Consider the following 24,154-nt stretch of genomic DNA (forward strand, 5'->3'; position numbering starts at 1 on the left):
CGGGCGGTCCGGGCGGAACTACTGTGGAACCCATGACACACGTGGTGGTGGCCGGTGCAGGCCTGGCTGGAATTGCATGCGCACACGAGCTGGGCAAGAAGGGCGTCGACGTCACGCTCGTGGACCGCAACGATTACCACCAGTTCCAGCCGCTTCTGTACCAGGTTGCGACGGCGCAACTGCCCGCCGCGGACATCGCACGGCCCCTGGCGTCGATATTCGAGAACATGAAATCGGTGCGAGTGGTGAAGGCCGAGATCACCGACCTCGATTTCGACAACCGTTCCCTACTGGCGGACGGCGAACGCATCTCCGGCGACTACCTCGTTCTTGCAGCAGGTGCGACCGCGAACTTTTTCGGAACGCCGGGCGCCGAGGAATTCTCCTTCCCGCTCTACTCCGTCGCCGACGCCGAGACGCTGCGCCACCACGTCAGCGACCTCCTGGGCGGGGAACACGATCCCCTGGACGTCGTCATCGTCGGCGGCGGCCCCACTGGCGTCGAGACCGCCGGTGCATTTGCCGAACTGTTCACTGCGCTGCGCAAGATGGATCATCCCGGAGGGCGTGGTGAGGCGTGGCTGATCAATCACGGTCCCGCTCTTCTCGCCCCGTACAGCGACCGCTCGCACAAGTACGCCCACGACAAGCTCATCGACCACGGTGCGAAGGTTCGGCTCGGTGTCGGCGTCAAAGCTGTCGACGCCGACGGTGTTCTGCTGAGCGACGGCTCTCGCATCGCCTCGAAGACGGTGATCTGGGCGGGTGGCGAATCCGCGTCACCCATCGCATCCACCGGAGGAGTCGACCCCGGACGCGGCGGCAGGATCGACGTCCTTGCCGACCTGACCGTTCCGAAGCACGACACGGTCTATGCCGTCGGCGACGTCGCGAACATCCCGGGTGCCGACGGAAAGGCGCTACCCCAGTTGGGTTCCGTCGCCCAACAGGCTGGTGGGTGGACCGCACGCAACATTCTGCTCACCATCGCCGGCAAGCCCCGCAAGACGTTCGTCTACAAGGACAAAGGCATCATGGCCATGATCGGCCGCGGCGCCGCTGTCGCCGAGGTCGGCGCACACCGCCACCAGGTCGAGGGGCCCCTGGCCTTCGCCGCGTGGCTCGGTGTCCACGCCGCTCTGCTCAGCGGCGCCCACAGCCGGGTCGACGCATTCCTGACCTGGGCGTGGGACTACTTCGACAGCGATCACGCCGCCATCGTCGAGTGCCACGGGGATCCCAAGCGCATCGCCTGGGCGGACGACGTCAAGCCGACGATTTAGCGGCTCCGCCCGTGCGTGCGTAGTTACGGCCCGACGTAACTACGCGCTCACGAGCCTTGACCCAGGGTCGTGCGTGCGTAATTACCTTCCAGTGTCATTACGCACGCACGGGCGCGTCAGCGCAGAACATCCGTCCCGACGAACGGGACCAGGGCCTCGGGCACCCGGACGGTGCCGTCTGCCTGCTGATGGTTCTCGAGGATGGCGACGATCCATCGAGTCGTGGCGAGGGTGCCGTTGAGCGTCGCGGCGATCTGCGGCTTGTTGTTCTCGTCGCGGTAGCGAACGCCGAGGCGTCGGGCCTGGAAGGTTGTGCAGTTCGACGTCGACGTCAGCTCGCGGTAAGCGTTCTGCGTCGGAACCCAGGCCTCGCAGTCGAACTTTCGCGCAGCCGAGGATCCGAGATCTCCACCTGCGACGTCGATGATGCGATACGGAAGTTCCACTGCCGCAAGCATTTCGCGTTCGAATTCGAGCAGCTTCTGGTGCTCTGCCGCAGCGTCCTCGGGCTTGATGTAGGAGAACATCTCGATCTTGTCGAACTGATGCACACGAATGATGCCGCGCGTGTCCTTGCCGTAGCTCCCTGCTTCACGGCGGAAGCACGACGACCAGCCGGCGTAGCGCTTGGGACCGTCGGACAGATCGATGATCTCGCCCGAGTGATATCCGGCGAGAGCAACCTCCGACGTTCCGACGAGGTAGAGATCGTCGGCTTCGAGCCGGTAGATCTCGTCGGCGTGTGCACCGAGGAACCCGGTGCCCGCCATGATCTCCGGTCGCACGAGCACAGGCGGGATCATCATCGTGAACCCGTTCTTCACGGCCTTCTGCGCAGCGAGTTGCAGCATTCCCTGCTGGAGCAGCGCGCCGTACCCGGTCATGAAGTAGAACCGCGAACCCGACACCTTCGCGCCGCGTTCCATGTCGATCAGATTCAGCGACTCGCCGAGCTCGAGGTGATCCTTCGGCTCGAAGTCGAACGTCGGAATCTCGCCGACGGTCTCCAGCAGCACGAAGTCGTCCTCGCCGCCCGCGGGTGCGCCCTCCTGAACGATGTTGGAGATCGCGCGCTGTGCGGCGTCGAGTGCAGCGTCGGCCTCGTTCTGTGCGACCTCGGCAGCCTTGACGCTCGCAGCGAGCTCGGACGCACCGGCCAGTAGCGCAGGCCGCTCGTCGGGAGACGCCTTGCCGACCCTCTTGCCGAGCGCCTTCTGCTCGGCGCGGAGCTGATCGCCGGCCAACACAGCGGCACGACGAGAGGAATCGGCCTCGAGCAGCACGTCGACAAGACCGGGGTCTTCGCCTCGGGTGCGCTGCGAGGCACGGACAACGTCGGGGTTCTCGCGGAGGAACTTGAGGTCGATCACGGAGACAAACCTTACGTGCCGAGCAACCCCAGGTAGTCTTCGCGTCCGAACATGCGTGCCGCGTCGATGGCCGACGGGTGCCCACCGTGCGGGTCGGCTCCTCCGTCGACGAGTGCTTTCACGACATCGTCCTCACCTTTGAAGACCGCACCGGCGAGCGGGGTCTGACCTTTGTCGTTGGCCCTGTTCACATCAGCACCCTTCGCAACCAGGGCAGAGACCGTCGCCGCGTGCCCGTGGTAGGCGGCGAGCATCACGAGAGTGTCACCGGACTCGTTGTTCAGATCCACCGGCACACCTGCATCCAGGTACTCCGTCAGCGCAGCCGTGTCACCCGTCCGCGCCATCGTGAACAACTTGCCCGCAAGTTCGGCCATTGCATCGGCATCATCCGTCGGTCCCGTCATAGAACGAAAAGATACTCGGGCATGATGGAGGCGATGTCCCCCAGCGAGCCCAGCAAGCGCGAACAGCGCACAGTGACCGCGCACGTCGCGCGTCGCGGACTCGCGCTCGTTGCCGTCGGCGCGGTTGCTGCGGCGGCCGTCACACTCTTCGTCTCCGACGGTTTCAGCCAGCCCGAAAAGATTTCGACACATTCCGAAGCAGGCCCCGCGACGAGCGGGCCGGTCTCGGCCAAGTCGTTCGGTTCGGCAGACCCCGGCACGTGCCTGCAGTGGACGCCGACGGACGACCCCGAGACCGACCGTCAGGACCTGGCCGAGGTCGCGTGCGCCGAACCTCACCGTTTCGAGGTGGCCAAGGACGTCGACATGACGGCGTACCCGGGCCTGGAGTTCGCGCCGGGATCGATGTATCCGGGCGCGATCAGGTTCGGCCAACTACGCGACGAGCACTGCACCGACATCGTCGACGACTATCTGGGCACCAAGTTCGACCCCAACGGCAAGTTCAGCGTCGGGCTGATGTTTCCGAGCCAGTCGGGCTGGGCGTCCGGCGAGCGAACGCTGCGATGCGGCATCCAGCAATCGTCGAACACCGGGGTTCCCCAGGAAATGACCGGCTCCGTGCTCGATCAGGACCAGTCGAACGTCTGGGACCTCGGCACCTGCATCGGGATCAACCAGAACGTGCCTGCCGACCCCGTCGACTGCGGTCAGCCGCACGCATTCGAGGTCGCGTCGGTCATCGATCTGGCCCAGCAGTTCCCGTCGGGCATCCCCAGCGAAGCCGACCAGGACGCCTACCTGGAACCGACCTGCACGGGCGCGGTCAACACCTACCTCGGTTCGGACACCGCGCTGCGGGACAAGACGCTCACGCTGTTCTGGAACACGATCGACGTGACGAGCTGGCTCGCCGGAAGCAGGCAGGTGAGCTGTTCCATCGGCAAGGAACTCGACGAAGGCGGCTTCGCGACGATCACCGGCTCGGCGACGGGCGACATCCTGATCAACGGGGCACCTCCCGCACCGCCACCTGCCGCGCCTGACGGTCGCGCACTTCCCACTCCGCTGCCGGGTGCAGCGCCGATCACCCCGGGAGGGTGACATCCCCACCGACATGACGCGGCCCGAATTCGAAGAGGCCGTCAGCGACGCACTCGACACGCTCCCGCCCGACATCACGGACCGCATGGACAACGTCGTCATCCTGGTCGAGGAAGAACACCCCACCGAGGACATTCTCGGCCTCTACGAGGGCATCGCGCTGACCGATCGGTACGAGTACAGCGGACATCTGCCCGACGTCATCACCATCTACCGCAAGCCGATCCTCGACATGGTCGCCGACGCCGACGAAGCCAGGCGCGAAATAGCCATCACCGTCGCCCACGAGGTGGGCCATCACTTCGGTATCGACGACGACCGGTTGCACGAATTGGGGTTCGGCTGAGGGTGCGGCGGCTATCGCTTGAATGGTCCATCCATACGGACAGATAGCGTGCGGGGCGCATTCAAGCAGTGCGTGCGCTGGAGTCCGATCGCTCGGATGGTCCATTCATACGAACGAATCGTATGAATGGACCATTCAAGCGATGCTGAAGCTCACGCCGCGACGCTCTCCCGAGCCGACGACGCCGCGCGGTCGGTCAAGTAGGCGTACACGAGCCCGAGACCGAGCCACAGAGTTGCCTGGGTGGCGAGGGACGACAGTCGGAACTCCCATAGCAGTGTCGCTGGGAAGTCCTCGCCGACCTCGTTGATTCCGGGGAGCAGGACGTACCCGAGGGCGACGATCACCACGAACGCGAGCACCGGAGCACCGACCCGCACAGCCAGCGACGTCTGCGCCGCAACCAGTTTTGCGACGTACACGCCGATGGCGACGGCAGCGAGACCGAGGATCACGGTGGCGAGCCACAACCAGGTGCGCTGGCTGATCGTGTCCGGATCGCCGACTGCAGGCGGGTTGGCGGGGTACTTGAAGAACGGGACGGCCTCGATGGCTACCCACCCGAGAACGGCGCCGGTGAGTGCGAGCAACGACCCCGACAACGTGGTGAACCGTCGGGCGTAGTGCAGCACGGTCGCGAAGATGGCCCCGAGCGCAAGACCTGCGAGTCCGGTCGCCAGGAACAGCCCGGCCCGCTGGCCGTCGCGGCTGACGAGGGCTTCTTCCTCGTCGTGCGAATGCCCACCGGCGGCGGCTTCTTCACCGTGCGAGTGTTCGGCGGCGCCTGCGGCTTCCTCGATCGCGATGGCCGAGTCGACGTGCGGCTCACCGATCGTGAAGGCGACTGCACCTGCGAGCAGACCTGCGATGAGACCGGCCAGCAGTCCACGAACGAGCAACTGCAGGAAGGTCCCCTGCAGCGAAGTCTTGATCAGTGGCATGGCAGGCCCAGCAGGTGGCGGCCGTCGTGCATCAGTTCGTGCATGTACATCCCGCTGCGCGAGATGGCACCCTGGTCGAAGCCGACGAGGTAGAGCACGAGGAATGCGAGCAGAATGACCGCAGCCACGGCGAGGGCGAGGGCCGCCGACTCGGTGGCGTTGCTGGGGGTTACGACTGTAGCCATAGTTCGGTACCGCCTTCTGGGATTGTGCGTCCCGTAAAAACGTCAGCGACGAGTGAGTTTTCTGACTCTCGGGCCCACCGGGCCGATCACAGTGGCGCAACCGCTCCGGATTTGCACCGAATTACCTGCACACGTCGCACTTACCAGCGAACTGTGGCACCGATCTCATGCAACTGTCAATCGGAACTACAGTGAGCGGGTGCCTGTGCCCGTGACACGACTGTCGCTGGTCAGCCATGCCACGACGGCCGCCATGCGCCGCGCTCGGTTCAATTCGGACGAACCGGTCGACGACCCAGGCCTGCGGCAGCTCGGCCACGTCAGGTTGGAGAACCGGGCGGACACCGTTCTCATCGCTCCCGAACGCCGAACTCGAATGACGGCGGAGGGCCTCGGTCTCCACGGCCCGATCGCACCCGAGTTGTCCGATATCTCGTACGGCACCTGGGCGGGTTCGTCGATGGAGGATCTACCCGAGACCACCCTGGCGAGCTGGCTCACTGACACGTCGACGACGCCGCCCGACGGCGAATCCATCGACGACCTGTTCGGACGCGTCGGCCGCTGGATGAGCGGCGTCGCCGCCGATCCGCGCCGAATATGCGCCGTGACGCACCCGTCGGTGATCCGAGCCGTCGTCGTACGGGCACTCGACGCACCGTCGTCGTCCTTCTGGCGGGTCGACATTCCGCCCCTGACCACGACGACCCTCCACTGCAGGAACGGCAGGTGGACCCTCCGAACGGTCGCCGAAAAAATAATCTGAACTTTCTCCCGAGATCGTGGAACCGATCGGCACTGTTCGCCGTCCAATTCCTACGAGGGTGTGATTCGACTACCGAGTCACCACGACGGATTTCCACACATTCGAGGGGTGCACATGCCAGGTACGGTGCGAGTCGATCCGGTTGCTCTCGAAGCGGCAGCGGCAGATCTCGATGCTGCCGCGGCGAGGTTGCACGCCAACCTCGCCGCGGTGTCCCTGCCGATCCAGGCCGTTCCGACCGGAAGCGAAGAGGTCTCGTTCCTGGCGAACCGGTTCTTCAGACACTCGGCGTCGACCTTCACCCCGGCGGCTGCCGATGCGATCAACGAACTGATCGAGACCGCGGCCGCTCTTCGCGCGCAGGCGGCGGCCTACAAGGACGTCGACTTCGAGCACGGTCGGGCGCTCGGCCACTGAGCCGCCGAACTTCCGCGCCAGCGGATGACGCGACAACCTTCATGACACGAGAACCCTTCATGACACCAGAACCCTTCATGACACGAGAACCCGGGAGCAGCAACGTGATCTGCAGAGGAGAGACGAGATGACACTCGGAGTCACCGGAGTGGTGTGGCTGCCACGGACCGCGACGGTCAACTCGGCGTCGCTGCTCGCGGGAGCAGGGCCGACCCCTCTCGCTGCTGCCGCGGGCGCGTGGGAATCGGTTGCGCTCGCATACACCGACGCATCGATCACCGTAGGTCGGGTGATGGCGGTCCTGGCCGCAGGCTGGGAAGGCGAGGCAGCGAACGCCGCGCAGGCCCGACTCGGCGGCTTCCTCGCCTGGACGCAGGGTGCGGCGGCGACGGCGACGCAGGTGTCTTTGCTGGCAGCAGGCGAGGCCGCTGCGTACACGACTGCGGCGGTGACCATTCCGAATCCGGCAGCGATCGTCGCAGTCAAGGCGGCCAAGGCGACAGCGTATTCGACCGGAGGCGCGCTGAACGGCAGCGCCGAAGCACTGGAGGCTGCCGATCGCGCACTCGACATTCAAGCTGCGATCGTGATGGAAGCTTACGAGGCGGCAACAACCCCACTCGCGGCGCACATCTCGTTCGATCGTCCGCCGAAAATCGTCAACGACGGCGCCGTGGACAGCCAGGGACGCCCGATCGATTCCTCTCGATCATATTCCGAGACAAGCATATTCGGCTTCAGTACGACGACGTCACCGGCCCAGGCGGCAATGGCTGCCGTCGGTGCGGCTCTACAGAATCCGGCGCTGGCAGGTGCGGCAGGCCAGTTTGCGAGCACAGCCGGATCGGTTGCCGGATCGTCGGTGACCACCGTGGCATCGGCCGCGTCGAACATCGTCAGCACTGTCGCGTCGAGTTCATTGCCCTCGGCTGGCGGCGGCGCGCAGGGGGCGTCGTCGGCACCGATTCGAGGTGAATCGCCGCTCGGCGCTTCTGCCTCTACGCGGGCCGTATCGAGTTCGAGCTCGGGCGGAGCTGCCGGCGGTGGCGGCGGTCTGCGAGGTGGAATCGGCGGATCGGGGACCGGATCAGGGGGTCTCGGAGGGCCGGTCGCAGGGTCTTCCGGATCGGCTGGCGGCCTCGGCGGTGAACGCGGCGCTGGGTGGCCGGGAACGGGAACGGCTCTCGGCGCTCAGGCCGACGGTGCTGCGGCTGCGCGCGGCGGTCACGGCGGCGCCCCGATGGGCGGCAGCCAGGCCGCGGGCAGTGACGACGACGAGCACGAAACACCCGGCTACTTGAAGCAATTCGAGCACTTCGCCGATGGACGCACCGTCGCACCGTCGGTTATCGGGGCGGATCCTTCCTGGAACGATCGTTGATCGACTTGGGAACCCAGCCGCTCGGCCACACCCTGTCGTCGGCCGAGTTCGATGCCGACAGGATCGATTTTCTCGTCGACGCCTTGAACCTCGTCGAACTCCCCGTGGTGCTCGACGTGTTCCCACGCCATGATTCGTACGATCAGCGAGGGGCTGCGTTGGCGCGCGGGCGTGCCGGGCTCACCGAGGACGGTGTGATTTCGGACGGTCGAATCCATCCCGACGTCGAAATCTGGTTGCGGATCCTCGAGCAGCCGCAGTGGTTCGCCTCCGCACGACTGATACCGAGGCCGTTCACCGTAGAGGCATCCCTAGCCAGGATCTGTGTGGCAGAGAACAGCTCCGGCACAGTCGTCGCAGTGAAAAAGGGCGATTCGTTGGTCCTCCGCGCGTCGGAGAACGATCCGGCTACCGAGCTCCTTGCCGCTCTCGGTGACGGTGACGCCATGGAGTTCGACGGGATATCAGCCCCGACCGACCTCCTGGCAGAGGCGCTCGACGCATCGCCGACCGACGTGACGAGCACTGCTGCACGCTTGTCTCGAATCGGCGTCGAGAAGGGCAGGGCGTTCGATGTCGCGACGGCCATGAGCACCTGTTCGGCTCACGCCGAGATCACGTCGGTCTCGGTCCGTGACGGCAAAAGAACCGCTGGAGCGCACCCTGTCGCGTTCTTCGACACTCGGCGGGGACGGATCGTCGCGACGTCAAGCACTGCGGCCGACGGACGCAGATGGACCACCCTGTCGCCCGGAAGCGGATGGCGAGTCACATCGGCACTAGCCGAGTTGACAGCGCGCGCCCGCGCTAGCTGATCGGATTGTCGGCTGTCCGACTACCTTTGCCCTCGAACGGGGGAACGAACGTGCCCCAACGGACACACGACCAGCCACCGCCTGCGATCGGGAGCAGCTCGACCGTCTCGGTGTTGTCCAAGTGGTTGTCGGCGGCGAACTCGCCGTCGACGCCCGCAAGTACCGCCGCAACCAGCCTGATGGCGGCGCCGTGGCTGACCACCACCACATCCGGCGAATCGAGCTCTGTCAGGAACTCGGCACGCAGATCGTCGAGCACCGGGACGTAGCGGTCGAGCACCGAGCGCCCGCTGTCCCCGCCGAGCACCCGAGCGTCGAGATCACCTGAGTGCCAGCGCCCGTAGATCTCGGTGAACTGCTTGTGAGCAGCTTCGTCGCTGAGTCCTTCGAGCTCGCCCGCCTGCGCCTCGTGCAGCCCTTCACGCTGGTACGGCGTCACGCCGGTCGCTGCTGCGATGTGCTCGGCGGTCTGGACGGCGCGCAATGCAACAGACGACACCAGGATGCTCGGAGCAGCACCCGTAATGGACTCACCGAATCGGCGTGCCTGGTCGTGGCCGCGCTCGGTCAGCGAAGCGCCGGGGAGTGCGGTGTCGAGAATCTTGTCCACATTGGAAAACGTCTGTCCGTGGCGCACGAGTACGAGCTTTCCCGTCATCGGTCCCCCTCCCCTTCACGAAGCCTGCTCAGCCAGTCGATCTCCTCCTCCAACGACGGAGGGCGGCGTCCTGTTCCCGCAGCAACAGGCCACGACCCGAGGAATCTGAGCTTCATCTTTCGGTGCAGCGCGCGCAAAGCCTCGCCCACCGCGGCGTCGTCGATGTGTCCTGCGCAGTCGACGTAGAACCAGTAGGTTCCGAATTCCGCTCTGGTGGGCCGAGATTCGATTCTCGTCAAATCGATGCCTCGAATACCCAACTCGCTCAATGCCTCGAGTAGCACACCCGGAACGTTGTCCGGCATCAGCACCAGTGCTGTCCGGTCGGCACCGGTGCGCGCAGGAGCTGGACGAGGCGCCGACACCAGGACGAATCGTGTTCGGGCATTGTCGTTGTCGGCGACCGCTCCGGCGAGTGTCGGGAGTCCGAGAAGCTCGCCGGCCAGCGGGGTCGACACCGCCGCATCACCCGAACCGGCGGCGACGTCTTCTGCCGCAGCAGCATTCGACGACGCGAACTGCACCTCGGCGTCCGGGATGTTCTTCTCCAGCCACACACGCACCTGCGCCGCCGCGATCGGGTACGCCCGCACCGACCGCACGTCGGACAGCGCGATCCCGGGTGCACCGAGGATCGAGAACGCGATGTCCACCTCGGTCTCGGCAAGTATCTGGAGTCTGCTGCCAGCGCCGAGGGCGTCGAGCGTCGGTGACACCGACCCTTCGACGGAACTCTCGATCGGAACCACGGCGGCATCGACACGGCCGTCGCGGACCGCGTCGAGGGACGCCGTGGGACTCGGGAGCGCTACCCGCTCTACCTCACCGTCGAAGCCGAGGCGCGGAAACAGACCCGCAGACTCGAACTGGCCGAGAGCCATCTCGGTGAACGTTCCCGACGGACCGAAATACCCGATTGTTGGCACCAGCCCAGATTACGTCGTCCTCGCGCGCTGCCCGCCTCGGATCACTCACGCAGCGTCGCTGCAGATCATCCGATCAGCTGCGCTGCGGCGAGGCTGCGGTGAGCGCCGGCGGCGTCGGCGATCTCGATTCCGAGCAGGACCGTACGGACTGCCTGCGCCGCTTCGGGGCGTAATTTCGCCAGGGCGCCGAGGTTGGGAGCGGCGAGAGCCGTCGGGATGTCGTCACCTCGCAGGGCTGCGACGGTGGCCGCGAGGATCGCGAGCACATCCTGGCCGTCACGGGCTCGGGCCGAGACTCCGGTGTCCGCGTGCGCGACGACGGCGAGAACGTCGGCGATGTGGCGCGGGCGTACGTCAGCAGAGATTCCGGGGGTACGGCCCTTGTCGACGATGGATGTGACGACGTCCATGACGTCCGTTTCCGTCGCATCGGGGAAGATCACCAGCGGCGACGGCAATCTCAGTCGAACTGCGTCGTCGACGGTTGTGGAATCGACGTCGACCTGGAACCGGACCACCTCGTACGCGGCGCTGCTCGCGCGCAGTTCCTCTGGATCGATGTCGAGTTGAACGATGATTCTGCCCAAGTCGGTGCCCTTCGGAACGTCTCTGACGAGCGAGGCCGCGAGGACGGGAGGACCTGCGGTCACTCCGCTGTGCGTGTGCGCAAGGGCGTCGATTCCCGCGCAGCGCTGAAGGAGAAGACCGGCTACGAGCGCCTGCGGATCGGGTCGGTCGGGCACGCCCAGAGTCAGGGGGATGGACACCCGACCCACCGTAGCGGGAGGCAATCGGCGGCCAGCACTTGCGATACAGGCAAGCGTCAACTAACTTAGGTTTGCCTCACCTACCAGCTATCGCACCGGAGGAGCCCATGATCGGCAGCGCGACGACCGGACCGTCCACCGCAGAAAGAGTCCGCAGCGCATGTGCGCGCGCTGAGGGTGCGGCGTTGGCGATCGAAGGCAGTGAACCCGTCATCACGTCACTTCATCACTTGCGTCCGAACGGCGAAATCGTCGTGGCGGTGCCCAGCGATTCGGCAATGGGCACCATCGCGTGGCAGTCGACCCGTGCAGGGGTTCCGGCTGTTCTCGAACTGACCGATCACGCGCCGTTGGCGTTGCGCGAGCCGGTTCGTTCGCTGGTGTGGTTGCGCGGCGAGCTGCGGCCCGTGCCGGAGTCGCTCATGCGGCCCATGGCAGGGGCTGTGGCCGCCGAGCACCCGCACCCCGCGTTGCTCGACGTCGGGCACAGCTCGATTCTCCTGCGGCTCATCCTCGGCTCGGCCGTCGTCGCCGACAGCACGGGCGCCGAGCCGGTAGCAGTCGCAGACCTACTCGCAGCAGAGCCGGACCCCTTCTGGGAAATGGAAACCAGCTGGCTGCAGCACCTCGACGAGGATCATGCCGACCTCGTCAACCAGCTCGCCCGACGCCTCCCGCCGTCGCTGCGTCAAGGTCGCATCCGTCCGCTGGGAATCGATCGATACGGCATTCGTCTTCGGATCGAGAGCGATTACGGCGACAACGACGTTCGGCTCGGGTTCGCCGAACCCGTCGACGACACAATGGCATTGAGCCGTGCGCTCCGCGTTCTGGCCGGCTGCCCGTTCCTCAACGGATTGCGGGCCAGGGGCTAGCCCATACTTGTTCGGTGATCGATCTGAAGAGCTGGATCAACCCGCCGAAGCCCGAGACGTCGCCACCACTCGAACCGGGCGAGCGACGAGCAATCAAGATCGAGATCGCGATCGTTCTGCTCGTCACCTTCGGCCTGAGCGGCCTGAGCAGCATCCTCTCGCTCGTCGAGGACGCGCTGCTGGCCGGCAGTCTGTCCGATCAGACCGTCGCGCTGAACACCTCGAGTTCGTCGCTCGGCATCATCGACCTGCTGTATCAAGTTCTGCGGATCCTGAGGCTCGCTGCGTGGGGCGCACTCGGGCTCTATCTCTTGTGGCGGGCTGGGCTCGGACCTCGACTGATCGGGCTCGCTCGCCCGAGGGCCAAGACGGACCTGCTTCAGGGGCTAGGCCTGGCCGCGCTGATCGGCTTGCCAGGCCTGGTGTTCTACCTCGTCGGCAACGCGGTCGGCTTGAACCTGACCGTCGTCCCCAGCACCATCGACGATCACTGGTGGCGAATTCCAGCCTTGATCGCCTACGCCTTCGCGAACTCGGGGGCCGAGGAAATTCTCGTCGTCGCCTACCTGATCTCGCGTCTTCGACGGCTCGGGTTGTCCGAGAACAGATCCCTTCTGCTGTCGGCGCTGCTCCGCGGCTCGTATCACCTGTATCAAGGCGTGGGCGCAGGCGTCGGAAACTTCCTGATGGGGCTGGTGTTCGGCAGATTCTGGCAGAAAACCAATCGATTGTGGCCACTGCTGATCGCACACGCACTGATAGACATCGTCGCGTTCGTCGGCTACACCGCACTCCGCGGCCATCTCACCTGGCTGCCCTGACGCCGTGCCGTCACTGGCTGCCCTGACGCCGTGCCGTCACTGGCTGCCCTGACACCTCGCCGTCACTGGGTACAGTCGGTGCGTGAGCGACGACCAGCAGGATCGCCGGAACCCCGGACCGGGGCAGCCGCCGCCGGATCGCCGCACGCCCCCACCGCCCCGGCGTCAGCCACCGCCCGGCTACCAGCCCCACCGTCGGGCAACCGCCAACCACCCCGGCCACAGGCCGCCTCCTCCGGGCAACCGGCCGCCTCCTCCTGGCAACCGGCAGCCGCCCCGGGCTACCAGTCCCCGCCTCCGGGCTACCGGCCGCCACCGTCTAGCAACCGCCAACCACCTCCCGGCCACAAGCCGCCCGCCGATCGTCTGCAGCCCCTTCCGCCCGAGGGCACCCAGGTCATCCGGCGCGACGGACGTCCGAGCACTCCGTCGCCACAAGGTCAACAGGCCTGGTCGCAGGCCCCGGAACCGGGCGTCGTGTCTCGCGGATCGAGCCAGCAGTACCGACCGACGGAGCAGTACCGACCGCTCGAGCACGAGGCGCGGGAACAGAACGACTACGCGCCCCGGCAGACGCCTCAGCCGTACACCGACGATCAGCCTCCCCGCCGCCCGACGCCCCCACCGCCTGAACGGGCGCTGCGACGCCCCGAACGACGTCCCGCCCCCGCGAAGCCGCCTCGCGCCCGCAAGAAGCGGCACTGGGGCCGACGCTTCGGCCTGACGTTCCTGGCGCTTCTGCTCGTCTTCGGTGGCCTGCTCTACTACGTCGACAGTTCTCTGACACGTGTCGATGCGCTGGGCAGCTACGACGGGCAAATCGCGGACACTCCGGGTACCAACTGGCTGCTCGTCGGCTCGGACTCACGCACCGGGTTGACGCCCGAGCAGGAGGCCGCGCTCGCGACCGGCGGCGAGACGGGCCCGAGCCGCACCGACACGATCATTTTGATCCACATACCCGAGGGCGGCGGGGCGACGACGATGGTCAGTCTCCCGCGTGACTCGTACGTCTCCATTCCGGGGTACGGACAGGACAAGCTCAACGCGTCGTTCGCGTTCGAGGGCGCGCCGCTGCTGGTCCAGACGGTGGAAGGTGCCACAGGCCTACACATCGATCACTACGCGGAGATCGGGTTCGGCGGCTTCGCCGGCATCGTCGATGCCATCGGCGGCGTCGATGTCTGCCTACAGAACGCCATCTCGGATCCGCTTGCCGGTATCGACCTTCCGGCGGGATGCCAGGAACTTGCAGGTTCGGAAGCACTCGGATTCGTCCGAACTCGCGCTACAGCACTCGCCGACCTCGATCGCATGAACAACCAGCGACAGTTCATGTCCGCCCTCCTGTCGAAGGCCACGAGCCCGTCGACGTACCTGAATCCGCTGCGCCTGTGGCCATTGGTCAAGGACACCGCCTCCTCGCTCAGCGTCGACGACGGCGACCACATCTGGAACTTGGCCGCGCTGGCGTGGGCGATGCGCGGAGAACTGGTCACGACGACTGTGCCTGTATCCGGATTCGAAGACACCGACGTCGGCAACGTTCTGCTGTGGGACTCCGACCGCGCATCGCAGTTCTTCGGCGCACTCGAGCAGGATCAGCAGATACCCCCCGAGCTCAGAACGTCCGGGCCCTGACACGAACGCCCATTTCACGGCGCCCTGACGGTAATCTCACCTTCCATGACCTCGACTGCGGCTTCCTCACGATTCCACGATCTCCTGCGCACACAGGTCGGCCACGAGTTCACGGCGTCGCATCAGTACTTCGCCGTCGCGGTGTGGTTCGAGACCAACGATCTGCCACAACTCGCCCGTCGGTTCTACGTGCAAGCGACAGAAGAGCGCGGCCACGCGCTGATGATGGTCCAGTACCTGATCGATCGGAAAGCGAAGGTCGGAATTTCCGGAATCGGCGACGTCGTCGACGAGTTCTCCACGGTCACCGAACCAGTCGAATTGGCCCTGAACCAAGAGCTACGGGTGACCGACGAGATCACTGCGCTCGCGCGGACCGCACGCGAGGACGGCGACTACATCGGGGAGCAGTTCATGCAGTGGTTCCTGCAGGAGCAGGTCGAGGAAGTTGCAAGTATCCGGAGCCTGCTCAACGTCGTCCGTCGCGCGGGGACCGAGTTGTTCGATGTGGAGACGTTCGTTGCACGCGAAACTGCGACCCGAGTGAACCGGACCACACAAGCACCCAAGCAAGCGGGCGCATTCTGAACAATCTGCTGGTCATAGTCAAGTATTAGGGCGATCTTATTTAGGCAACCTTGACCTCAATAAGGGTGAACTTGGATGACAATGCCCTCTGACCAGCATAATCTCTTGTTTCATGAGCGCAGACATCAAAGAAACCACACACTCCAAGTTCCACGGACTCCTGCGGGATCAGATCCGCAACGAGTTCAACGCGTCGCATCAGTACATCGCGACCGCCGTCTATTTCGCCAACACGGATCTGCCGCAGTTGGCCAAGCACTTCTACGCGCAGGCCGTCGAAGAGCGCAACCACGCGATGATGATCGTCCAGTACTTCCTGGACCGCGACATCACGGTCGAGCTCAACGGCGTCGACGGCGCAAAGTCCGTTTTCACCGATGCTCGCGAGCCGATCGCCTTGGCTCTCGCGCAGGAGGAGACCGTCACCGAGCAGATCATCGCCCTTGCGAGCACTGCACGCGAGGAGGGCGACTACCTCGGCGAGCAGTTCATGCAGTGGTTCCTCAAGGAGCAGGTCGAGGAAGTTGCCAGCATGAAGACGCTGCTCAACGTCGCTGACCGCGCCGGCCACAACCTGTTCGACCTCGAGCAGTTCGTCGCCCGTGAGTACAGCAACTCCGCCCCGGCCGACACCGGTGCACCCAAGGCTGCAGGCGGCGCCGTCTAAGTCCAGTTCGCTGCGCTCACAGTGGCATGGTTGAGTGCCCGCCGAGGGCCTCAGCCATGCCACTGCGGCGGAGCTGCTCCGGCAGCGAAGCCGCTCAGCGCAAGGTGACCTGACGACCACGCAGACCGTCACGTGACCGCCGCTGCTCCGAGGTCAGCGGCGCATCTACCGCCAAAGCCTCGGCTAGTTTCCTACCGAATTCCGATGTCGGTGCTGCCCACTCGGTCGGGTGCAGTTCCGGATCGAGATCGAACACCGGAACCAACAGCCCGTGCGTCCGGAACGATCCGGCGTACCGCGAGCCCTCCCCCAGCGTCAGATCGCCCGCAGCGTGCAACCGCGCGAGCGCGAACATCAGGTCGTCCTCACTCTCGGGACGAACCCACCGCAGGTGCGCCTTGTCGCCCGCGTCGACCCACCACGCTGCCGTCAGGCCTTCGCCCTCCAACCGCGCGGACGGCATGATCGCTTGATTCGCTCGTTCGACGGTAGCCGCGACATCTGCGGCAGGCTCGACGCCGGCAGGCAGCCACCAGTTGAAATTCTGGTGCACGGTGATATCGAGCTCCAGCGTCGGATCGAGCACCTCCTTGAGTGCCGGGGTATTGCCGTCCGGACCCGCCGATTCGAGCGACTCGCCTGGCTGCGCGATCGACGCCCAGGACAACGCGCTGGACAGATCGGCGGCCACGTTGGGCGAATGCACCTGCACCTGCAGACCGGCGAATCCTCTGGCCTCCCCGCTCTCCTCGCGCACGAGCGCGGCGACGGCACCCGGAAGAACCGTCGCAATCGTCAGAGAGCGACCGTCGACGACAACCGGCGCAGTAGCGGACGGAACGAACTCACGAAGCGCGACGAGGTCGCATTCTGCCTGCACACCCTGGAACGGGCGCGTCGGCGCGGCCTGGAGGTTCGCACGCTCGGCCTCACGCTGTGCGAGCTTCGCGGCTCTGTTGCTGTCCTGCTTCGGACCACTGTTTCTTTTGCTCTTTCCCACGCTCGAAACCTACACGCTGAGCAATATCCGAGGTCACTCCGCAGGATGAGATGCGCTCACGCCCCCCAGTTCACTCCGCAGGCTCCGCTCACGCCTCCAACCACGCGCGTGTACGCGCCGGGTTGTTGGTAGCCACCCATCCGACGCCCAGATCGCGACAGAGTTCGACGTCGGCCTTCTCGTCCACCGTCCAGCAGTACGTCGCGCGTCCCGATGCCGCAGCCCTGTCCACGATCGACGGGCGCGCACGCAAACTCTTGATCGACGGCCCCACCGCGGTGGCACCGACCGTCGTGGCGGCTCCGCCGCCGAGATAGTACGAAGCGTCGCCGAGTAGGACAGTCGGAAGCAGCGGCGCGAACCGTCGAACTCGCCAGACCGCCGTCGGCGCGAACGACATGATGACCGCCCTCGAATGCGCGGCCGACGCCGGTTGGGCGATCCCGTACCGATGCAGTTCGGCCAGCACCTTGTTTTCGACGAGCGATCCGTAGCGCACCGGATGTTTGGTCTCGATGAACAATTTGGTCGGTTTCGACGTCCAATCGAGCACCAGCTCAATGAGGTCGCCGAGGGTCAGCAAGTCTGCGGGCTCGGCGCCGTCGCCGTAATCGAATCCCCGCAGGGTCTCGTAGTCGAGTCCGCTGACGATGCCGGTTCCGTTCGACGTCCGATCCACGCGCCGGTCGTGCACACACACGATGCGGCCGTCACGGGTGAGCCGGACGTCGCATTCGAGGCCGTCGGCACCGTGGCGCAGCGCGAGGTCGTATGCGGCGAGAGTATGTTCCTTTTTCTCCTCCGAGGCTCCGCGATGTGCGACGACGAACGGGCCTCGCCGCTCGGCCCTCACGCGCGTTCTCCGCTCACGACGCGGCCACCTTCAGCGGCTGATCCTCGGATTCCGGCGCCTCGATCGCTGCCATGCCGTCTTCACGTACCTCGGCTTTACCTGCTTCGGGCTCACCTGTTTCACCTGCTTTGGTTTCACGTGGAACCAACGCGGGACCCGACGTGGAACCTGGGATCGCGACGACCCATCGTGTGGGCGACGCCCGGCGTCCACCTCGCCAACCGAGTCCGTCGACCCTCCGCATGAGGTGGATGGTCAGGAGGGCGACCGCCGCAGCGATCAGCGCGACCACCGCAGAGAGCAGCACGCCGTCGGCCTGTGCCTGCAGCGAATCTCGTAGCCGCCACAGAGAAGCGGCCAACACGAAAGCCCAGTTCGCCACCCATGCCGTCCACCAGACGCGCACCAGTATCCGCAATCGATCTCGATCGGCGCGACCTCTGACGTCGACCAATTCGGTCAGGAACACCCCGGGGAGAGCGAGAGTGAGGAATGGAACGAGACTTCCGACGAATATGCTTCGCGCGCTGCGCGGGTCACGCAATCCGGCTCGTTCGAACATCAGCCGCCGGCGGTCGACCAGCCAGCAGACCGACGCAACGGCCGCGGCGACGCCGATGACAACGGACGCGACCTGGGCGAACAAGACCAGCGCATCCGACGCGGCGAGGGTTGTTCGGCTCACCAAACGTGTGCGGTTGTACAGAAGGACCCCGTAGCGAACGAACTCGGCGACTGCCGCGAGGCCGAGAAGCGCTGCGACGAGCAGCAGCAATCCGGACGCCGAACCGGCCCACCGTACGAGTCGGGATTCACTATCCTGAGCCACTGCGCGGGGACGGTCGATCAAACCCCAGCGTGGAATCTCGTCGTACTTCGGTGTTGCTGTTCTTCTGGGCGCAGACGGCTGCACGCGTCGGGGGGATTTGGTGCGGGGACGACGGGCGACCCATTTGAAGTTCCGCTGGCCTGCCGCGGGCGCCGAAGCAGACACCGGCGACAGCAACACTCCGTGACAACGCGGGCACCACACCGCAGGGCGGGTGCCGACGGGCCACCGCGTCGCGCAGCGTGCGCAGACCTGGAATGCGGACACTAGACGATTCTCGCCTCGGCGCCGTCGTCGCGCACGATCGGGCGGCCCGCTGCCTCCCAGGCCGACATACCGCCGTCGACGTTGGTCGCTTCGTAGCCGATCTGCGCCAGGTACTCCACGACGCGCAGAGACCGTCCACCTGCTTTGCACACCACATACAGCTGCGCATCGGCGTCGATCTCACCGATGCGGGAGGGCACTTCCGCCATGGGGATGTGCACGGCACCCGGTGCGTGACCGCTGTGCCACTCTTCGTTCTCGCGAACGTCGAGCAGAATTATCGACGCACCAAGCTCGACGGGAAGTTCGGCGGCGGGGACAGAGGACACATCCGGAGCAGACACATACGCGATCTTGTCACGCGTTCGGCCTAGGCTGCCACCCGCAAATCCGACGCACTTGTGGATGAATGCCGGAAGTTGTCCACATTATCCACAGACCGATCCACAGAAACCGGGCAGATGCCGGTTTTATCCACAGGCGTCTGTGCGCTCCTAGACTTCGGCATATGGCAATCGAACTACGCGTATTCACCGAACCCCAACAGGGTGCGACCTACGACGAGCTTCTGCGCGTGGCGCAGACAGCGGAGACACTCGGCTTCGGCGCGTTCTTCCGCTCCGATCACTACCTGTCGATGAGCGGCGACGGACTGCCCGGTCCGACGGACGCGTGGATCACGCTCGCTGGAATCGCGCGCGAGACCTCGACCATCCGACTCGGCACGCTGGTGACGTCGGCGACGTTCCGTTACCCGGGCCCGCTGGCCATCAGCGTCGCGCAGGTCGATGCGATGAGCGGTGGCCGCGTCGACTTCGGTCTCGGAGCAGGCTGGTTCGAGGACGAGCACAGTGCATACGGCATCCCGTTCCCATCTCTCGGCGAGCGCTTCGACAAGTTGGAAGAGTCGCTGGCCGTTATCACGGGGTTGTGGGAGACGCCCGTCGGCGAGACATTCTCGTACGACGGCAAGCACTTCCCCGTCACCGATTCGCCCGCGCTGCCGAAGCCGGTGCAGTCTCCTCGCCCGCCGATCCTGATCGGTGGGGGCGGCAAGAAGCGAACGCCGGCACTGGCGGCGAAGTACGCCGACGAATTCAACATTCCGTTTGCGTCGCTCGAAACGACTGGAATCCAATTCGATCGGGTTCGCGCTGCCGCTACCGCCGCAGGCCGCGACCCGCAGTCGCTCGCTTACTCGAACGCCCTGGTTCTGTGTGCGGGTAAGTCCGAGGACGAGATCGCTCGCCGGGCAGCGAAAATCGGCCGCGAGGTCGCCGAACTGCGTGAGAACGGTGCCGCAGGTTCGCCGGCGGAGTTGGTCGACAAGATCGGGCGGTACGGCGAACTCGGCGCCTCACGCGTCTACCTGCAGATGCTCGATCTCGGCGACCTGGATCACCTGGAGCTGGTGGCGTCGGAGGTCATTCCACAGCTGTGACGTGCGGCTTCAGCTGCGACGCGCGGCTCCGCCGCCTGTGCGGAGCCGGCCGTTCAGCCACGTCGCGGCCGGGGTTTCCACCCACCGATACACGGCCTCCGACACCCCGGCCGTGACGAGCACGAACGCGAGCACGGCGCCGGTGGGACCGGTGTACGGCACGACGTTCTCGTACACCCGGTACAGGATCAACGTGTGCACGAGGTAGATCGCGTAGCTACGGGTTCCTGTCCACCGCACTATCCACAGGTTGCCGATTCGTCCGTCGTACCGCCCGAGGAGCAGGACGAGACCGGTGACGACGACGATCGTCCACAGATACTGATCGCCCGCCCAGTACGCATGCACGTCGGTGGCGAGGCGAACCACTTCGGCCTGCGCGAGCACACCGACGACGACCATTCGCCAGCCGATGATGCGCGCCCAGCCGAGATAGATGATCTGACCGAGGAAGAGCGTCGGCAGCGTTGCCGCGATCTTCGAGAGCATCGGCACCGACCACGGCTGCGGGATGTAGAGGTTGTACACCAGAACCGCCGCGCACAGCGCGGCGCCGAGGAGAGGTACGACCACGGGCCACTTGCGGAGAAGGTCTCGCGCGGCCACGCAGTACAGATAGAACATCAGCTGAACAGTCAGCGTCCAGGTGACACCGAGGACCGCGACCTCGGGCTTCAGGAAGAACCCACCGAGCACGAAGCTCAGCGCCGCCTCCGAGTTGCTGATACCGGGCTGACCACTGAACATTCCATTGATCCCGAGCCTGACCAGCACGATAGCGAGTGCGATCGACACCCATAGCGCGGGAACGAGCCTCGACAGGCGGCTGACGGCGAAGTCACGTCGGGTCTGCCGCATCGCGGATCGGGTGACGAGCAGGCCGGTGAGCAGCATGAAGATGGCGACGCCGACGAACGAGAGGTGGTTGTTGAGGCCCGCATCTTCGATGAGTACGCGGTAGACGACGTCGATGACCCACCAGCCCTCACCGCGGTCGTCGATCAAATAGAACGAGATGTGGGAGTACAGGACGGCGAGGACCGCTATGGTTCGAAGAAGGTTTGCTCCCGCAAGTTCGACCCGGGGGGCGACGACGGCGCGAGCGGTCGTCGAGCTGTCCTGTTCACTCGACCTGCCCGGGGCACCCACGCGGCCATCGTAGGATCCCGTTCACCCGTCGGACCAATTGAGACACCATCTTGTTATCTCGCCGTGACCTTTCGACCGCTGGCGCGCACCTGCACATTTATTCCGAGAAATGCGTCTCGAGTAGAACGGTTGCACTAGGGGTAGTAATGAGATTGGGTTGAACACGAGAGAGAATCCGCAGTAGGACGAACGCGCCTGAACTTCACCGTTGAGCGCGTCGTCGATAGAGAAGGGAAACACGTGTCCGAGTACACACTGCCCGACCTTGATTTCGATTACTCCGCCCTCGAGCCACACATCTCGGGCGAGATCAACGAACTGCACCACTCCAAGCACCACGCGACCTACGTCGCCGGCGCCAACACGGCACTCGAGAAGCTCGCCGCAGCGCGCGACGCCGAGGACCACGGAAGCATCTTCCTCCTCGAGAAGAACCTTGCGTTCCACCTCGGCGGACACGTCAACCACTCCATCTGGTGGAAGAACCTTTCCCCCAACGGTGGAGACAAGCCAGAAGGCGAACTCGCTGCAGCTATCGACGATCAGTTCGGATCGTTCGACAAGTTCCGCGCACAGTTCACCGCTGCCGCCAACGGCTTGCAGGGCTCCGGCTGGGCAGTGCTCGGCTACGACTCGCTCGGCAAGAAGCTGCTCACCTTCCAGCTCTACGATCAGCAGGCCAACGTGCCGCTCGGCATCATCCCGCTGCTCCAGGTCGACATGTGGGAGCATGCCTTCTACCTGCAGTACAAGAACGTCAAGGCCGACTACGTCAAGGCATTCTGGAACGTCGTGAACTGGGCCGACGTCCAGGCTCGCTTCGAAGCCGCGACCTCGAAGACCCCAGGACTCATCTTCCCGTAGTTCCTCTCCTCGAATGGGCCACTGCGCACTGCGCAGTGGCCCATTCGTGCTGTGTGGGGTCGATCGGCTGTGTCGCGGGCTCGCTCGGCTGTGTGGTGGGGTCGATCGGCTGTGTCGCGGGCTCGCGCCACCGCTTGAATGTCGCATCCAAGCCATCTGACCGTATGAATGGACCATTCAAGCGATGGTGGTGCGCGGAAAACAGTGGGCGAACGAAACGGCTGGCACTCGTACCGTCTTGTGTGCCAGCGACGTTCTGATCCATGCTTGCGCTACCCAACGTGGTGTGCCGGACCTCGACTCTGGAACGACCCAAAGGGAGCTGCGAGATGAACGATCGGAATCTCATCGGTGTATCGCCTTTTCATGCCGACGGATTGCTCCGCGGTTTCGTGATCTCGGGACGCTGGCCGGACACAACGAAGGAGTGGGCGCAATTCCTCGCGTTGGCCGTGCAGGTCGCGTCCATGCCGGGGCTGCTCGTCACCTCGACGGTGTTCGGAGCACGCGAAGAGCTTCCGGATGATCCGGAGCCTGGGACGGTAGGACTCGTGCTCGCCGAAGGGCCCGTCCTCGGGGAGATGGCTGTCACACCCGGACGCTTCGCGACTCACCAGCCTCCCGCGATTCTGATGCTTCACCCGCCGTCGGAAACGACTCCGTCGCTTCCCGAATGCGCAGGGGCTGCCTCGGGATGTGTACTGCTTCCCGGCCTGCCGCACCTCGGCCTCGATCACCGTGCTGCCTGGGTGGAAGCCGAATCCGACGGCACCGTGACGTCCATGGTGAGCAGGGTCGGACTCGACCCGATCAGCGATCCCGACACCGCAGTTTTGGCAATGCTTCTCGCTTCGTGAGCACACCCGTCACGGTATTGTTCGGGGTCCCAAACTCTCTGTGGCATTGGACTTTTGGCGCGCACCCACTTAACGTTGCATGCAGCGAAGGGGAGTAGCCCCCAATCACCGTGTCGACATACTGGCCGTCTCCGCCGGCCCGGCGCATGAACCGCACCCGGAATGGATGCGGTGGGCGAGACCTTCGGTCAATCGATCGACCGAGGAGCCTTTTTCGTCATGCTTTCTGCCCTGCTGCTCAGTTTCGCAGTCATCTTCGTCGCCGAGCTCGGTGACAAATCTCAGCTCATGGCGATGACGTTCGCACTGCGCTACAAGTGGTACATCGTCATCGGCGGCATCACCGTGGCCACCACTGTGGTCCACCTGGTCTCGGTCGCCGTCGGACATTTTCTCGGGCTGTCGATCCCGACGGAAGCCATATCCATCGTCGGCGGCATTGCTTTCGTCGTATTCGGTCTCTGGACGCTTCGCGGCGACAGCCTCACCGAGGACGAGGGCGACAAAGCGTCGAGAGTGACGCGCTCGGCGTTCATCGCCATTGCATCCGCTTTCTTCCTCGCCGAACTCGGTGACAAGACCATGCTCGCCACCGTCACACTCGCCACGGACAACGACTGGGTAGGGGTGTGGATCGGCTCGACGGTCGGCATGGTTGCGGCCGACGCACTTGCCATCGTCCTGGGCGCGGTGCTGGGCAAGCATCTTCCCGAGCGGGTCATTCAGTTCGGCGCGGCAGTCCTGTTCTTCGTCTTCGGCGTCTCACTGTTCTTCGAGGGCGTCATGCCCGGCACGTCGGCGCCCCTCATCGCCGCAGCCGCAGTTGTCGCCATCTCCGCCGTCGTTTGGATCGTCGTTGTCCTCCGCAAACGCAGAAAGTCCTCTGCGCAGGTGTCATTCGAACGACCGACAGTGTCCAAGGACAGCTGACAAGGG

Annotated in this window: 28 protein-coding genes; 16 read left to right on the forward strand and 12 right to left on the reverse strand. The window is 65.1% G+C overall.

Annotation, left to right across the window (positions count from 1 at the left end; all coding sequences use genetic code 11):
• Nucleotides 1–32: 32 nt before the first annotated feature.
• Nucleotides 33–1,283 (forward strand): NAD(P)/FAD-dependent oxidoreductase, encoded by a 1,251-nt coding sequence (locus D8W71_RS02665; protein WP_121110778.1) that lies wholly within the window; start codon nucleotides 33–35, stop codon nucleotides 1,281–1,283.
• 116 nt (nucleotides 1,284–1,399) lie between these two features.
• On the opposite strand, the gene serS is transcribed toward D8W71_RS02665, so the two are convergent.
• Together serS and D8W71_RS02675 are read right to left on the reverse strand one after the other, a co-directional pair.
• Entirely contained in the window at nucleotides 1,400–2,653 is a 1,254-nt protein-coding gene (serS, locus tag D8W71_RS02670) for a serine--tRNA ligase (protein WP_121110780.1), read from the reverse strand.
• An 11-nt stretch (nucleotides 2,654–2,664) separates the two neighbouring features.
• Nucleotides 2,665–3,060 (reverse strand): ankyrin repeat domain-containing protein, encoded by a 396-nt coding sequence (locus tag D8W71_RS02675; protein WP_121110782.1) that lies wholly within the window; start codon nucleotides 3,058–3,060, stop codon nucleotides 2,665–2,667.
• A 33-nt stretch (nucleotides 3,061–3,093) separates the two neighbouring features.
• On the opposite strand from D8W71_RS02675, the gene D8W71_RS02680 reads away from it, so the two are divergent.
• Both D8W71_RS02680 and D8W71_RS02685 read left to right on the forward strand, forming a co-directional pair.
• On the forward strand, nucleotides 3,094–4,164 hold the full coding sequence (locus tag D8W71_RS02680) for a septum formation family protein (protein ID WP_121118438.1): 1,071 nt from the start codon (nucleotides 3,094–3,096) through the stop codon (nucleotides 4,162–4,164).
• Nucleotide 4,165: 1 nt separating this feature from the next.
• Nucleotides 4,166–4,510, forward strand: coding sequence for a metallopeptidase family protein (locus tag D8W71_RS02685; protein ID WP_442972036.1), 345 nt, complete (start codon nucleotides 4,166–4,168; stop codon nucleotides 4,508–4,510).
• A gap of 152 nt (nucleotides 4,511–4,662) precedes the next feature.
• Here D8W71_RS02685 and D8W71_RS02690 read toward each other — a convergent pair whose 3' ends face one another.
• Together D8W71_RS02690 and D8W71_RS02695 are read right to left on the reverse strand one after the other, a co-directional pair.
• Nucleotides 4,663–5,451, reverse strand: coding sequence for a CbtA family protein (locus D8W71_RS02690; protein WP_121110786.1), 789 nt, complete (start codon nucleotides 5,449–5,451; stop codon nucleotides 4,663–4,665).
• The gene (locus D8W71_RS02695) at nucleotides 5,442–5,636 is read right to left on the reverse strand and encodes a CbtB domain-containing protein (protein WP_121110788.1); all 195 of its coding nucleotides are present in this window, start codon (nucleotides 5,634–5,636) and stop codon (nucleotides 5,442–5,444) included. Before D8W71_RS02695 ends, D8W71_RS02690 begins: the two co-directional genes overlap by 10 nt.
• Before the next feature lie 199 nt (nucleotides 5,637–5,835).
• Here D8W71_RS02695 and D8W71_RS02700 point away from each other — a divergent pair, with 199 nt between their 5' ends.
• From D8W71_RS02700 to D8W71_RS02715, 4 genes are all read left to right on the forward strand, one after another.
• Nucleotides 5,836–6,402 carry a histidine phosphatase family protein gene (locus D8W71_RS02700; RefSeq protein WP_121110790.1) on the forward strand — a complete coding sequence of 189 codons (567 nt, stop codon included), beginning with the start codon at nucleotides 5,836–5,838 and terminating at the stop codon, nucleotides 6,400–6,402.
• Between the two features lie 114 nt (nucleotides 6,403–6,516).
• Nucleotides 6,517–6,819, forward strand: coding sequence for a PE domain-containing protein (locus D8W71_RS02705; protein ID WP_121110792.1), 303 nt, complete (start codon nucleotides 6,517–6,519; stop codon nucleotides 6,817–6,819).
• A gap of 127 nt (nucleotides 6,820–6,946) precedes the next feature.
• Entirely contained in the window at nucleotides 6,947–8,200 is a 1,254-nt protein-coding gene (locus D8W71_RS02710; RefSeq protein WP_201265233.1) for a PPE domain-containing protein, read from the forward strand.
• Nucleotides 8,197–9,015, forward strand: a complete 819-nt coding sequence (locus D8W71_RS02715; RefSeq protein ID WP_121110794.1) for an ESX secretion-associated protein EspG — start codon at nucleotides 8,197–8,199, stop codon at nucleotides 9,013–9,015. The genes D8W71_RS02710 and D8W71_RS02715 overlap by 4 nt, the downstream gene beginning before the upstream one ends.
• Here the strand turns inward: D8W71_RS02715 and D8W71_RS02720 are convergent.
• The 3 genes from D8W71_RS02720 to D8W71_RS02730 all read right to left on the reverse strand — a co-directional run bounded on the left by D8W71_RS02720 (nucleotide 9,008) and on the right by D8W71_RS02730 (nucleotide 11,366).
• Nucleotides 9,008–9,673: a histidine phosphatase family protein gene (locus D8W71_RS02720; protein WP_121110796.1), complete on the reverse strand. Its 666-nt coding sequence runs from the start codon at nucleotides 9,671–9,673 to the stop codon at nucleotides 9,008–9,010. The genes D8W71_RS02715 and D8W71_RS02720 overlap by 8 nt on opposite strands.
• Nucleotides 9,670–10,599: a prephenate dehydratase gene (gene pheA / locus D8W71_RS02725; RefSeq protein ID WP_121110798.1), complete on the reverse strand. Its 930-nt coding sequence runs from the start codon at nucleotides 10,597–10,599 to the stop codon at nucleotides 9,670–9,672. The genes D8W71_RS02720 and pheA overlap by 4 nt, the downstream gene beginning before the upstream one ends.
• Before the next feature lie 65 nt (nucleotides 10,600–10,664).
• Nucleotides 10,665–11,366: a hypothetical protein gene (locus D8W71_RS02730; protein ID WP_121118442.1), complete on the reverse strand. Its 702-nt coding sequence runs from the start codon at nucleotides 11,364–11,366 to the stop codon at nucleotides 10,665–10,667.
• Between the two features lie 107 nt (nucleotides 11,367–11,473).
• On the opposite strand from D8W71_RS02730, the gene D8W71_RS02735 reads away from it, so the two are divergent.
• From D8W71_RS02735 to D8W71_RS02755, 5 genes are all read left to right on the forward strand, one after another.
• Nucleotides 11,474–12,241, forward strand: coding sequence for a DUF2470 domain-containing protein (locus D8W71_RS02735; RefSeq protein ID WP_121110800.1), 768 nt, complete (start codon nucleotides 11,474–11,476; stop codon nucleotides 12,239–12,241).
• A 14-nt stretch (nucleotides 12,242–12,255) separates the two neighbouring features.
• Nucleotides 12,256–13,062 carry a CPBP family intramembrane glutamic endopeptidase gene (locus D8W71_RS02740; RefSeq protein WP_121110802.1) on the forward strand — a complete coding sequence of 269 codons (807 nt, stop codon included), beginning with the start codon at nucleotides 12,256–12,258 and terminating at the stop codon, nucleotides 13,060–13,062.
• Nucleotides 13,063–13,428: 366 nt separating this feature from the next.
• Entirely contained in the window at nucleotides 13,429–14,703 is a 1,275-nt protein-coding gene (locus D8W71_RS02745; protein WP_442972037.1) for an LCP family glycopolymer transferase, read from the forward strand.
• A 45-nt stretch (nucleotides 14,704–14,748) separates the two neighbouring features.
• The gene (locus D8W71_RS02750; protein ID WP_121110804.1) at nucleotides 14,749–15,291 is read left to right on the forward strand and encodes a ferritin; all 543 of its coding nucleotides are present in this window, start codon (nucleotides 14,749–14,751) and stop codon (nucleotides 15,289–15,291) included.
• Nucleotides 15,292–15,403: 112 nt separating this feature from the next.
• Nucleotides 15,404–15,958: a ferritin gene (locus D8W71_RS02755; RefSeq protein ID WP_121110806.1), complete on the forward strand. Its 555-nt coding sequence runs from the start codon at nucleotides 15,404–15,406 to the stop codon at nucleotides 15,956–15,958.
• Nucleotides 15,959–16,052: 94 nt separating this feature from the next.
• Here D8W71_RS02755 and D8W71_RS02760 read toward each other — a convergent pair whose 3' ends face one another.
• The 4 genes from D8W71_RS02760 to D8W71_RS02775 all read right to left on the reverse strand — a co-directional run bounded on the left by D8W71_RS02760 (nucleotide 16,053) and on the right by D8W71_RS02775 (nucleotide 19,251).
• Entirely contained in the window at nucleotides 16,053–16,958 is a 906-nt protein-coding gene (locus D8W71_RS02760; RefSeq protein WP_201265234.1) for a DUF5926 family protein, read from the reverse strand.
• 88 nt (nucleotides 16,959–17,046) lie between these two features.
• Nucleotides 17,047–17,811 (reverse strand): glycerophosphodiester phosphodiesterase family protein, encoded by a 765-nt coding sequence (locus D8W71_RS02765; protein ID WP_121110809.1) that lies wholly within the window; start codon nucleotides 17,809–17,811, stop codon nucleotides 17,047–17,049.
• Between the two features lie 13 nt (nucleotides 17,812–17,824).
• The gene (locus tag D8W71_RS02770; RefSeq protein ID WP_201265235.1) at nucleotides 17,825–18,805 is read right to left on the reverse strand and encodes a DUF4328 domain-containing protein; all 981 of its coding nucleotides are present in this window, start codon (nucleotides 18,803–18,805) and stop codon (nucleotides 17,825–17,827) included.
• Nucleotides 18,806–18,906: 101 nt separating this feature from the next.
• Nucleotides 18,907–19,251 (reverse strand): rhodanese-like domain-containing protein, encoded by a 345-nt coding sequence (locus D8W71_RS02775; protein ID WP_201265236.1) that lies wholly within the window; start codon nucleotides 19,249–19,251, stop codon nucleotides 18,907–18,909.
• A 170-nt stretch (nucleotides 19,252–19,421) separates the two neighbouring features.
• On the opposite strand from D8W71_RS02775, the gene D8W71_RS02780 reads away from it, so the two are divergent.
• On the forward strand, nucleotides 19,422–20,348 hold the full coding sequence (locus D8W71_RS02780) for an LLM class F420-dependent oxidoreductase (RefSeq protein WP_201265351.1): 927 nt from the start codon (nucleotides 19,422–19,424) through the stop codon (nucleotides 20,346–20,348).
• Between the two features lie 9 nt (nucleotides 20,349–20,357).
• On the opposite strand, the gene D8W71_RS02785 is transcribed toward D8W71_RS02780, so the two are convergent.
• Complete coding sequence (locus D8W71_RS02785; protein ID WP_121110813.1) at nucleotides 20,358–21,497, reverse strand: acyltransferase family protein; 1,140 nt, start codon at nucleotides 21,495–21,497, stop codon at nucleotides 20,358–20,360.
• A 240-nt stretch (nucleotides 21,498–21,737) separates the two neighbouring features.
• Between D8W71_RS02785 and D8W71_RS02790 the strand changes: the two genes are divergently transcribed.
• The 3 genes from D8W71_RS02790 to D8W71_RS02800 all read left to right on the forward strand — a co-directional run bounded on the left by D8W71_RS02790 (nucleotide 21,738) and on the right by D8W71_RS02800 (nucleotide 24,148).
• Entirely contained in the window at nucleotides 21,738–22,361 is a 624-nt protein-coding gene (locus D8W71_RS02790; RefSeq protein WP_121110815.1) for a superoxide dismutase, read from the forward strand.
• Nucleotides 22,362–22,690: 329 nt separating this feature from the next.
• Nucleotides 22,691–23,218, forward strand: a complete 528-nt coding sequence (locus D8W71_RS02795; protein ID WP_121110817.1) for a peptidase — start codon at nucleotides 22,691–22,693, stop codon at nucleotides 23,216–23,218.
• 219 nt (nucleotides 23,219–23,437) lie between these two features.
• Nucleotides 23,438–24,148 carry a TMEM165/GDT1 family protein gene (locus D8W71_RS02800; RefSeq protein WP_121118453.1) on the forward strand — a complete coding sequence of 237 codons (711 nt, stop codon included), beginning with the start codon at nucleotides 23,438–23,440 and terminating at the stop codon, nucleotides 24,146–24,148.
• The last annotated feature ends 6 nt before the right edge of the window (nucleotides 24,149–24,154 follow it).

Source organism: Rhodococcus sp. P1Y (assembly GCF_003641205.1).
Lineage (GTDB): Bacteria > Actinomycetota > Actinomycetes > Mycobacteriales > Mycobacteriaceae > Rhodococcoides.

Excerpts from the sequence above, each read along its gene's own strand:
- D8W71_RS02750 (WP_121110804.1), top strand. The coding sequence starts at position 14,749 with ATGACCTCGACTGCGGCTTCCTCACGATTCCACGATCTCCTGCGCACA.
- D8W71_RS02695 (WP_121110788.1), bottom strand. The coding sequence starts at position 5,636 with ATGGCTACAGTCGTAACCCCCAGCAACGCCACCGAGTCGGCGGCCCTC.
- D8W71_RS02680 (WP_121118438.1), top strand. The coding sequence starts at position 3,094 with ATGTCCCCCAGCGAGCCCAGCAAGCGCGAACAGCGCACAGTGACCGCG.
- D8W71_RS02675 (WP_121110782.1), bottom strand. The coding sequence starts at position 3,060 with ATGACGGGACCGACGGATGATGCCGATGCAATGGCCGAACTTGCGGGC.
- D8W71_RS02705 (WP_121110792.1), top strand. The coding sequence starts at position 6,517 with ATGCCAGGTACGGTGCGAGTCGATCCGGTTGCTCTCGAAGCGGCAGCG.
- D8W71_RS02800 (WP_121118453.1), top strand. The coding sequence starts at position 23,438 with ATGCTTTCTGCCCTGCTGCTCAGTTTCGCAGTCATCTTCGTCGCCGAG.
- D8W71_RS02755 (WP_121110806.1), top strand. The coding sequence starts at position 15,404 with ATGAGCGCAGACATCAAAGAAACCACACACTCCAAGTTCCACGGACTC.
- D8W71_RS02710 (WP_201265233.1), top strand. The coding sequence starts at position 6,947 with ATGACACTCGGAGTCACCGGAGTGGTGTGGCTGCCACGGACCGCGACG.
- D8W71_RS02690 (WP_121110786.1), bottom strand. The coding sequence starts at position 5,451 with ATGCCACTGATCAAGACTTCGCTGCAGGGGACCTTCCTGCAGTTGCTC.
- D8W71_RS02735 (WP_121110800.1), top strand. The coding sequence starts at position 11,474 with ATGATCGGCAGCGCGACGACCGGACCGTCCACCGCAGAAAGAGTCCGC.
- D8W71_RS02795 (WP_121110817.1), top strand. The coding sequence starts at position 22,691 with ATGAACGATCGGAATCTCATCGGTGTATCGCCTTTTCATGCCGACGGA.
- D8W71_RS02665 (WP_121110778.1), top strand. The coding sequence starts at position 33 with ATGACACACGTGGTGGTGGCCGGTGCAGGCCTGGCTGGAATTGCATGC.
- D8W71_RS02720 (WP_121110796.1), bottom strand. The coding sequence starts at position 9,673 with ATGACGGGAAAGCTCGTACTCGTGCGCCACGGACAGACGTTTTCCAAT.